The 9,835-nt window shown below is 77.0% G+C and carries 8 protein-coding genes; all 8 read right to left on the reverse strand.

What is annotated here, in order from left to right; genetic code table 11:
- Nucleotides 1-1,093 (reverse strand): glycosyltransferase (locus NON00_RS22830; protein WP_256025083.1); only part of this gene is annotated, 1,093 nt, incomplete at its 3' end.
- Nucleotides 1,093-2,616: a non-hydrolyzing UDP-N-acetylglucosamine 2-epimerase gene (wecB, locus tag NON00_RS22835; RefSeq protein WP_256025084.1), complete on the reverse strand. Its 1,524-nt coding sequence runs from the start codon at nt 2,614-2,616 to the stop codon at nt 1,093-1,095. The genes wecB and NON00_RS22830, both read right to left, overlap by 1 nt.
- Nucleotides 2,617-2,624: 8 nt before the next feature.
- Nucleotides 2,625-3,869, reverse strand: a complete 1,245-nt coding sequence (locus NON00_RS22840) for a glycosyltransferase family 4 protein (RefSeq protein WP_256025085.1) — start codon at nt 3,867-3,869, stop codon at nt 2,625-2,627.
- 4 nt (nt 3,870-3,873) lie between these two features.
- On the reverse strand, nt 3,874-5,067 hold the full coding sequence (locus tag NON00_RS22845; RefSeq protein WP_256025086.1) for a DegT/DnrJ/EryC1/StrS family aminotransferase: 1,194 nt from the start codon (nt 5,065-5,067) through the stop codon (nt 3,874-3,876).
- Between the two features lie 100 nt (nt 5,068-5,167).
- Nucleotides 5,168-5,881, reverse strand: a complete 714-nt coding sequence (locus tag NON00_RS22850) for a sugar transferase (protein ID WP_256025087.1) — start codon at nt 5,879-5,881, stop codon at nt 5,168-5,170.
- Nucleotides 5,841-7,151, reverse strand: coding sequence for an O-antigen ligase family protein (locus tag NON00_RS22855; RefSeq protein WP_256025088.1), 1,311 nt, complete (start codon nt 7,149-7,151; stop codon nt 5,841-5,843). Before NON00_RS22855 ends, NON00_RS22850 begins: the two co-directional genes overlap by 41 nt.
- Nucleotides 7,152-7,158: 7 nt before the next feature.
- Nucleotides 7,159-7,995, reverse strand: coding sequence for a hypothetical protein (locus tag NON00_RS22860; RefSeq protein ID WP_256025089.1), 837 nt, complete (start codon nt 7,993-7,995; stop codon nt 7,159-7,161).
- The coding region (locus tag NON00_RS22865; RefSeq protein ID WP_256025090.1) for a heparinase II/III family protein at nt 7,974-9,835 on the reverse strand (1,862 nt) is incomplete at its 5' end. The genes NON00_RS22865 and NON00_RS22860, both read right to left, overlap by 22 nt.

The following is a 9,835-nucleotide window of genomic DNA, read 5'->3' on the forward strand; positions in this document are numbered from 1 at the left end:
GGGGGGGGGGGGGGGGGGGGGGGGGGGGGGGGGGGGGGGGGGGGGGGGGGGGGGGGGGGGGGGGGGTGGGGGGGGGGCCCCTGGCCGCCGGGTCCGCGCTGTCCACCAGCAGCCCGTTGCCGGAGGCGCGCACCACATCCGCCACCTCGGTGGCGAAGGCGGGGGCGATCACCGGCAGCCCGGCCAGCATGCAGTCGAACAGCTTGTGCGGCAGGGCGAGGCGGTGATTCTCCACCCCCGGCTGGAACAGCACCAGGCCGAGATCGCCCGCCGCCGCCTCGGCCAGCGCCGCCTCATGCGGCAGCCAGCCGGTGAACGCCACCTGCTCCGCGAGGCCGAGCGCCGCGGCGCGGGCGCGGAATTCCGGCTCCGAGCCATCGGTGAAGCGGCCGACCAGCTTCAGCCGCGTCCCCGCCGGGCAGAGCGCCAGCGCCTCCAGCATGATGAAGGCGCCGCGCTCCCGCCCCAGCGCGCCGAGATGCACGAGGGTCAGCGGCCCCTCCTGGTGCTCGCGCGGGCGGATGGCGGCGGCGGCGGCGTAGTTGCGCACGGCGATGGTGCGTTCCGGCGCGGCGAAATCGGCATCCAGCCCGTCCTTCGCCACCACCACGGCATCGGCGTGGCGCGCCATCATCCGGCAGGCGAGGCGGATGGCCAGCCGCGCCAGCGGCCGCAGCGGCGCCGGCAGGCGGCCATCGAGGCGGGAGGGGTAGTGCTCATGCACATCCAGCACCACGCGGGTGGGGCGGTGGCGCGCCGCCAGCAGCGCCGCCAGCCAGGCATCCGGCTCGGAGGCGTGCAGCACCGCCGCTTCCGTCTCCCGCGCACGGCGCGCGAGGTCACGGATGCCGAGGAGGCGCGCCCGCCAGCCCGGCGCCCGGCGATAGGGGCGGATGGCGACACCGGCATGGCGCTCCGGCGCCGCCGTGCCGGGGCAGAGATGCAGCACGCGCCAGCCAGCGGCGGCCAGGGCCGCGCCCTCCTTGCCGACCACGCGCAGGTCGGTGGGCGGATGCGCGGCGGAGAGCATGCAGACCAGCGGCGGCGGCGCCAGCCGGGCCGGGCGCAGCGGGCGGGGCGCGGCGCCGGACATCACGCCGCGCTCCAGTCATGCGCCGCCGGGGAAGAGCGCGGGGCGGCGCCAGGCGTGGCGCGCGCCGCCCCGGACAGCAGGCCCGGCGGTAAAGTGCCAGCCAGCGGCGCGCCATCCACCAAAGAGCCATCCTGGGCCGCGCCCGCCGGGGAGGGCGCGGGCGCGGCCAGGGTGGCGGACGGCACGCCCGAGGGGAGGCGTGCCGCCCAGGCCGCCATCCCCCCGGGGGAGGGGGTGGCGGCCGCAACAGGATGCCGCGCGGCGGCGGGCACAGGCTGGCGCGGCGGGGTGGCAGGAGGCGGCCGCACCGCGGTGGCGCCGGAAGGCCGCCCGGCGGCGGCGGTGGAAGGCCGCGGGCGCGCCGCCAGCCACTCAGCAAGATGCGCGACCATCCGCGCCCCCGCCCGCCCGTCCCAGAGCGGGATCGGCCGCGCGGCGGGCCAGGCGCCATCCAGCACCTCCTCCACCGCCTCGGCCAGGGCGTGCGGCGGCACCAGGCGGTTGGCGCCGGATTCCAGCGTCACCGGCCGCTCGGTGGAGGGGCGCAGCGTCAGGCAGGGCAGGTCCAGCACCGCCGCCTCCTCCTGCACCCCGCCGCTATCGGTGGCGACCAGCCGCGCCCGCGCCAGCAGCCCGATGAAATCCAGATAGCCGAGCGGCGGCAGCGCCCGCACGCCGGGCGGCAGGGCCAGCCCCGCCTCGCGCAGGCGCAGCGCCGTGCGCGGATGCATCGGCCAGACCAGGGGCAGCAGCTCCGCCGCTTCGTTCAGCGCGCCGAGCAGGCGCAGCAGCGCCCCCGGCTCATCCACATTGGCGGCGCGGTGCAGGGTGACGACGCCATAGGCCCCGGGCAGCAGCCCGTCCGGCAGGGGCCGGGCGCGGGCCGCCGGCAGGCGTGCCAGCAGCGTGTCGATCATCGCATTGCCGACGGCGCGCACGGCGCCGGGCGGGTGCCCCTCCTGGCAGAGCCGGCTGGCGCTGGCGGCATCCGGCGCCCAGAGCAGGTCGCTGAAGGAATCGACGGCGCGGCGGTTGATCTCCTCCGCCATGTCGCGGTCGCCGCAGCGCAGCCCGGCCTCCAGATGCGCCACGGGAATGCCGAGCTTGCGCGCGGCCAGGGCGGCGGCCAGGGTCGCGTCCACATCCCCCGCCACCACGACGAGGTCCGGGCGCGTCTCCTCCCACAGCGCGGCGCAGGCGGTCAGGGTGCGGGCGGTGAAGGCGGCGTGGCCGCCCCCCGCCGCGACGCCCAGGCTGACCGTCGGCTCCGGCAGGCCGAGATCGGAGAGGTGGTTGCCGAACATCGCCGGGTCCGCGTGCTGGCCGGTATGGACCAGCACGGTGCGGCAGAGGCCGGGCGCGGCCATCAGCGCGTGCCACAGCGCGGCGAGCTTCGGCAGGTTGGGCCGCGCCGCCGCCACGAGATGCACCAGCGGCAGGGCGGCGGTGCCCGGCCGGGCACCAGCGGCAGCGCCGGACACTGGAAGAAAAGCGGCGGCGCCGTTGGGGGGGGGCGGGTTCATGGGCGGCCTCACGCGGGGACGAAATGCGGCCGGGTCTCCGGGGCGGCGGCCCCGGCGACGATCTCGGTGAAGCGGCCGGCCAGCAGCCGGCGGTCCCAGTGCCGTTCCGCCTGCTGGCGGGCGGCACGCCCCATGGCATTGCGGTGCGCCGGGTGGTCGGCCATCCAGACCAGCGCATCGGCCATCGCCTCGGCATCGCGCGGCGGGGTGGCGATGCCGCAGGGGCCCTCCGCCAGCAGCCGCGCGGCGCGGCCGGAGAGGTTGGCCACCACCGGCAGCCCCGCCGCCAGGTAGTCCATCAGCTTGTTGGGCGCCGTCCACTCGGCGAATTCCGGCACCGGCGCCAGGCATTGCAGCCCGACCTGGGCCCCGGCCAGCAGCGCCGCCAGCTGCCGCTTCGGCAGCGGCGCCAGGAAGGTGACGTTGTAGAGCCCGCGCGCCGCCGCCTCGGCCTTCAGCCGGGCCTTCTCGCTGCCCTCGCCGATCAGCAGCAGGCGGATGCGGCGCTCGCCGCGCGCGCGCAGGGCGGCGGCGCTTTCCAGCAGGTGCTCCAGCCCGTTGGCGCGGCCATGCGCCCCGGCATAGACGGCCAGCACCTCCCAGGGCGCGGCCTCGGCCGGGCGCCAGGGGGTGACCTGCGGGCCGAAGAGGTCGAGGTCGCAGCCATTCGGCACCACATGCACGTGGTCCGGGTGGGCGCCGCGGGCCAGGGCGGTCTCGGCCATGCCCTCGCTCAGCGCCACCACGGCGGCGGCGTTGCGGCAGGCGGCATCCGCCAGCATCCCCATGCCGCCGAGCGCCCAGCGCGGCACGCCGCCCATGGCGCGCGGCAGTTCCGGCCAGGGGTCGCGGATCTCGAAGATGAAGGGCGTGCCGCGCAGGCGCTTGGCCAGCAGCGCCGGCACGGCCACCGTCAGCGGGGTGGAACTGGCGATGACGAGGTCCCACCGCTCCCCCAGCGCCAGGCGCGTGGCCTCCAGCGCATAGCGGCCGAAGGCGCCGGCGCGGGCGGAGAGGCCCTGCGCGTTGCCACAGGCGATGTCGAACTCGACGATGCGCAGGCCGCGCAGCACGCCCTCCCGCCGGCCGTGGCGATAGGCCCCGGCGAGGCCGGTGACCGCGCCCTGGTAGCGCCCGCAGGCGATGGTGACGTGGTGGCTCTGCGCCGCCAGCGCCATGGCCAGGGCGTGGCTGCGCGTCGCGGTGGCGCCGGCCGGGCCGGAATAATGCTGGTGCAGGTAGAGGATACGCATGGCCTCAGCCCCCCAGGCAGGTGCGGATGGTGTCGATGACGCGGTCCTGCTCATCGGCGGTCATGGCGCCGCTCGGCAGGCAGAGGCCGCGCTCGAAGAGGCGCACGGAATGGCCGGCGCCGTGGCAGCGCGCGCCGTGGAAGGCGGGCTGCAGGTGCAGCGGCTTCCACACCGGGCGGCTCTCGATATTGGCCGCCTCCAGCGCGCGGCGCAGCGTCTCGGGCGTCACGCCGCAGCGCTGCGGGTCGAGCTGGAGGACCGTCAGCCAGCGCGTGGCGTGGCTCCATTCCGGCTCGGGCATGAAGCTGAGGCCCGGCAGCTCCGCCAGCCCCTCGGCATAGCGGGCATGGACGAGGCGGCGGGCGGCGACGCGCATCGGCAGCGCGCCGATCTGCGCCAGCCCGACCGAGGCCAGCACCGAGGAGAGGCCATAGGAATAGCCCGTCGTCTCATGCTGGTAGTGCGGCGCGGCTTCCTTCGCCTGGGTGGCGAGGTGGCGGGCGCGGGCGATCAGCGCCGGGTCGTCCGAGACCAGGGCACCACCGCCGCCGGCGGTGATGATCTTGTTGCCGTTGAAGGAGAAGGCGGCCATCGCCGCGCCCTTGCCCACGGGGCGGCCGCGGTAATGCGCGCCCAGCGCCTCGGCGCTGTCGCACAGCACCGGCACGCCCCAGCGGCCGCAGAGCGACAGGATGGGGTCGAGATCCGCGGGCTGGCCATAGAGGTCCACCGGCACCACCGCGCGCGGCAGCTTGCCGCGCCGCGCCGCCTGGCGCAGCTGCGTCTCCAGCACCTCCGGGTCCAGCGTCCAGCTCTCGGGCGAGACGTCGAGGAAGCGCGGCCGGGCGCCCATCTGCACCGCCGGGGCGATGCTGGCGACGAAGGTGAGGCTCTGCGTCCACACCTCATCCCCCCGCTCCACCCCGAGCACCCGGTAGGCCAGGTGCAGGGCGGCGGTGCCGGAGGCCACGGCGGCGGCATGGCTGAAGCCGGTCGTGTCGCGGATCGCCTCCTCGAAGGCCAGGGGCACCGGGCCGGCCGGGGCGATCCAGCCCGAGGTCAGGGTCCGGCTGAGGGTCGCCAGCTCCCCCCCCACCAGGGCCGGGGGCGAGAGGTGGATGCGGGGCTGCGGCGGGGCCGCAGGTCGCAGCCGGGCCGGGAACAGCACGACGCCGCCCGCCTCTTTCGTCGCCGCCAAGCCGTTCGCCCTGCTCTGCATCATTGCCATGACCACCGCTCACGATTTTGTGAACACAACCTAAAGCAATCAGGTCAGCGGCAAGTTTGCAAGAAACAAATCAACCGGAGGTGTTGGAATCTCCCCCTTTCCGCGCGTCTGGTTGGGGGGGCGGCGCGTCGAAGCGCGGCATGGTGGCGTGGCCCGGCGCGCTCACGCCGTGGCCTTTCAACAGGATGTGGAACGTTCCTAATGCGGCATGAAGATCGCCGCGCAGGCTCACCCTCTGGGCGTAGCGCGCGTCGAGGGAGAGCCTCTCCTCCCAGGGGACGGCGTTGCGCCCGGCCGCCTGGGCCGCCCCGGCGAGTCCCGGCCGCACCCGCAGCCGCCCGCGCTGGGCGGGCGCGTAGCGCGGCAGGTAGGCCAGCGGCAGCGGGCGCGGGCCCACCAGGCTCATCTCGCCGCGCAGCACATTGACCAGCTGCGGCAGCTCATCCAGCGCGCTGGCGCGCAGGGCGCGGCCGAAGGGGGTGAGGCGCGCCGCGTCATCCCCCGGCCCCTCGCGCATCGAGCGGAATTTCAGCAGGGTGAAGGGGCGGCCATGCCGCCCGGCGCGCACCTGGCGGAACAGCACCGGCCGGCCAAGCGCCAGCCGCACCGCCAGCGCCACCGCCAGCAGCACCGGCGCCAGCAGCAGCAGCGCCAGCGCCGCCCCCAGCACATCCAGCGCCCGCTTGCCATGCCGGGCATAGAAGCCCGGCGGGCGGGGCGGCCCCTGTTGCGGAAGACGGTCTTCAGGAAGAAACGGGCGGGGGGGAATCGGTCCTTCGGTCACGGCGTGCCACCACTCCCAGCGACAGGGTGAGACCCAGGGCGAACCAGACCATCCGGTTGCCGAGATCGGTCGAGACCAGCGCGGCCAGCGCCACCGGCAGCACCAGGGCCGCGATGCGCGCCACGCGCTGCGGCGCGGCGTGGCGGCTGCGCGCCAGCATCAGCAGCAGCGCGCCGCCGAAGCAGGCCAGCCAGAGCAGCAGCCCGGGCAGCCCGCCCTCGGCCAGCGCCTCCAGCGCGTGGTTGTGCGGGTAGAGGCCGCGTCGCTCGCCATAGCCGGCGGCCAGGGTGAAGCCGCCGGTGCCGAGGCCCCAGGGCGCCATCGCCCCGGCCCAGTCCAGCGCGGCGCGCCACAGGGTGGGGCGGGCCGAGGCTTCCAGCCCGCCCTCGGTGAAGCGCTCCAGCGTGCGCAGCCCTTCCAGCGCCTCGGCCTGGGCGAGCAGCAGCGCCATGCCGGCGCCGCCGCCGAGCGCCGCCACCCCGACCCAGCCCAGCGCCGCGCGCGGCCGCCCGGCCGACCAGCAGCGCAGCGCCGGCATCAGCAGCACCGAGAGGCCGAGCGAGACCAGCGCCGTCCGCCCCCCCGGCAGCAGCGCGGCGGCGGCCAGGGCCACGGTGTAGCCGGCCCAGAACAGCCGCCCCCGCCAGCGCCGCGACTCGATCAGCCGCACGGCACCCAGCCCGGCGGCGCAGGCGATGGCCTGCCCGGCCAGCTGGTACTGCACGCGCAGCAGGTCCGGATTGGCGCCGGCGAGGCCGCCCAGCACCACCTCGCCATGCGCCAGGCCCCAGGCGGTGCTCGCCGCCACCAGCGGCCCGACCAGCAGCGTGGCGCCGCAGAACAGCCGCCGCGCCCCGCCATCCGCCCCCACGGCGAGGCCGATGAGCAGCATGGGCGGGCCCATCAGCACCACATCCGCCAGCTTGGCCGGCAGGATGCCGTGGCTGAGGCTCCAGGTGCCGGCCAGCACCAGCCAGAGCCAGAGCAGCGCGGCGGCGGCCAGCGGCGGCCCGGCGCCCCAGTGCAGCCACCAGCGCCGCGTCAGCAGCAGCAGCAGCAGCAGCGGCAGCGTCGCCGCCCCGGCCAGCAGGGTGAGGTCGATGGGCAGGGCGGCGCCGGGCGGGGTGGATTTCAGCGCCCCCGCGAAATGCAGCGCCGCCGCCGCCAGCCCGGCGAGGCTGGCCAGGCTGGCGCTGTCCACCCGCAGGGCCAGGAGGCCGGCCAGGAGCCCCCCCGGCCGCAGCCCTTCCAGCGGGGGCGGCGGGCTCACGCGCCGCTCACCGCCGGGGCCCGCCGCGCAGCAGCACGAGGCAGGCCCCGGCAAAGAGGCAGGCCAGCGGCGCGGCCACCAGCAGCATCGCCAGCAGCAGCGGCCGGTTGGGCACGGAGGGGCGGATCTCCACCCCGGGGCCGGAGACGAGGCGGGCGGCGATCGTCTCCTCCGCCGTCACCACCAGGGCGGCGCGCTGGTGCTGGGCCAGCAGCTCGAAGAGGGGGGTGCGCATATAGACATCGCGCTCCTGCGCCAGCCGGCCCTCCAGCGCGGCGATGCGGCGGCGGATCATGCCCAGCAGGTCCTCCCGCACCCGCGCCTCGGCGAAGCGGTGCAGCCGCTCCAGCATGTCGAGCGCCAGGGCGCGGTCCTGGTGGCTCAGCTCCAGCGTCCAGGTGACGGAGGCGAGGGACTGGGTGACGGCCAGGGCGCGCTCCAGCCAGCGCTGCACATCCTCCACATCGGGCGCGCGGTCGAGGTCGAGCCAGGCGCGCAGCGGGGCCAGGGCGCTCTCCGCCCGGCGGCCGGCCATCTGCTGCAGCACCGCGGTGTCGCGTGCCAGCATCGCCGCCGCCTCCGGGCTGCGCAGGGCGGCGAGGTAGACGGCGAAATTGCCGCCCGGCCGGTTGTCCAGCAGGCTGCCCGGCGAGAGCATGTTGGCCGTGATCAGGGTGGAGGCGGCGAGGCCCGTGGTCTCGGCCGGCGCCACCACCGCCTGCGCCACATAGGCGCGCGGCCAGAGCAGGATCAGCGTGGCGCCGAGGCCGGTCAGCACCAGGCAGGCCAGCAGCAGCCACCGCCACAGGCGCCAGACGCCCCTCAGCAGCTGGTCGAGGGGCATCCGGTCCTGTCCTGTGGGGGAGGCTGGCCGGGCCTGGGCTGGCCGTCCCCGGAGGGCGCGGTTCCGGAGGGCGCCATGGCGCCCGGTTCTCCGCCCGGGCGTGCTCCGCCCGGGCTTGCTCCGCCTTCAGGAGGGGCGCCGGGGGGTGCCTCGTCCGGCGGCGCCCCCGCGCCGGGTGCCGCGCGGCAGGATTCGGTGGCCTCGGGGCAGGTTTCCACCCGCGGGCAGGGCGGCTGCGCCAGCCGGCTGCCGGGGGGGAAGCGGCCCTCCGGGCAGAAGCCGGGCGGCGGCAGGGGGGCGCGCAGGGGCGGCAGGCGCAGCGTGGTGGTCAGGCAGCTCACCGGCGCCTCGGCGGTGGCGACCAGCACGGGGCAGGGCCGCGCCTCGCCATAGGCCGGGCTTTCCCACCCCTCCTCCAGCCGCAGGCGCAGCGGCGCATCGGCGGCCAGGGAGATCCGCGCCGGGCCCAGCACCCCATCCGCCGTCAGCCGCCAGGCACCGGGGCCGAGGCGCCAGCGCAGCGTCACCCAGCGGAAGGGGCCGGCCACCTCGTCGATCACCAGCCAGCAGCCGCGCCCCTCGGCGCGCAGGCGGCGCTCATGCCGGTTGCCGCGCCCGTCGCGCAGCCCCGCCCCCTGCGGCAGCGACCAGGTGGCGGGCCATTCCCCGAAGAGGAAGCGGCCGAGGCGCGGCATCGGCTCCGCATCGTCGAAGAGCAGGGTGTTATGGGCCTGGGCGCTGGCGAAATACTCCAGCCACCAGCCCTGGCCGGGCGGCGGGTTGTAGGCGCCGGTGCCGGCATCGGCCAGCACGGGGCGGTCGCCATCCCACAGCTCCAGGTGCAGCAGGTCGGACTGGCCGGGGCGGAAGCGCAGCGGGCCGGTGCGCATCAGGGCGCGCACGCCCTCCGCCTCCCAGCCGCGGCTGCCGCTGGCCTTCCAGGCGGCGGGGCGGGGCAGGGCGGCGGCCTCCGGCAGGCCGAGCCAGAGGCACCCCGCCTCCCCCGTGAAGCCGGCCGAGCCGCCGGCGAAGAGGCGCAGCGCCCGCTCCACGCTGCCGCGCGCATCGGCCGGGCCGGCGCAGGCGAGGTCGGCGAAGGCCGAGCCGTCCTGGTGGCCGAGGCGCGGCAGCGCGCCATCGGAGGCCACCAGCCGTGCCAGCCAGAGGGCGGCGGCGGCGGCGCGCTGCGGCACCGGCGCGGGCAGCGGCGGCTGGCCCAGGTGGCGCCGCAGCGCCTCCAGCGCCGAGAGCGTGTCGAGCAGCAGCCGGTGATAGCCGGTGGAGACCTGGGCGAAGCCGCCATCCGGCGCCACCAGGCGGCGCAGCGCCTCGGCCAGCTGCCGCGCCGCGCAGCGCGCCGCCACCGCGTCGCCGCGCAGCCAGGCGCAGGCCAGCAGCCCGGCCGGCTCGCTGATGCTGTGGTTGTTGTCCTGCGCCCGGGCATAGGAGAGGGTGGCGCTGATGCGCCGCTCATGCAGCGCCAGGAAGCCGAGCGCGGCCGGCGGTGGCGCGCGCAGCCCGGCCAGCACCAGCGCCAGCCCCAGATGCAGCACGCGCAGCGCCGCCTCCTGCCCGCAGGCCCAGTTGGGGCCGAGATAGGGCGGGTTGGCCTCGCACCACGCGGCCATGCGCTGTTCCAGCAGGGCGTGGTGGCCCTCCTCCGGCCAGAGCCGCGCCGCCTGCACCAGCAGCGGCAGCCAGCCCAGGCGGTTGGCCTCCCAGACGGGGCGGATGTCGCCGGGGGTGAAGAGGTCCATCCCCAGCGCCGGGGCGCGCGGCGGGAAGGGGCCGTGCAGCGCGGCGGGGGGCAGCGCGGCCAGGGCGGCGCGCAGCCGCGCCA

Source organism: Roseomonas sp. GC11, assembly GCF_024437745.1.
Lineage (GTDB): Bacteria > Pseudomonadota > Alphaproteobacteria > Acetobacterales > Acetobacteraceae > Pseudoroseomonas.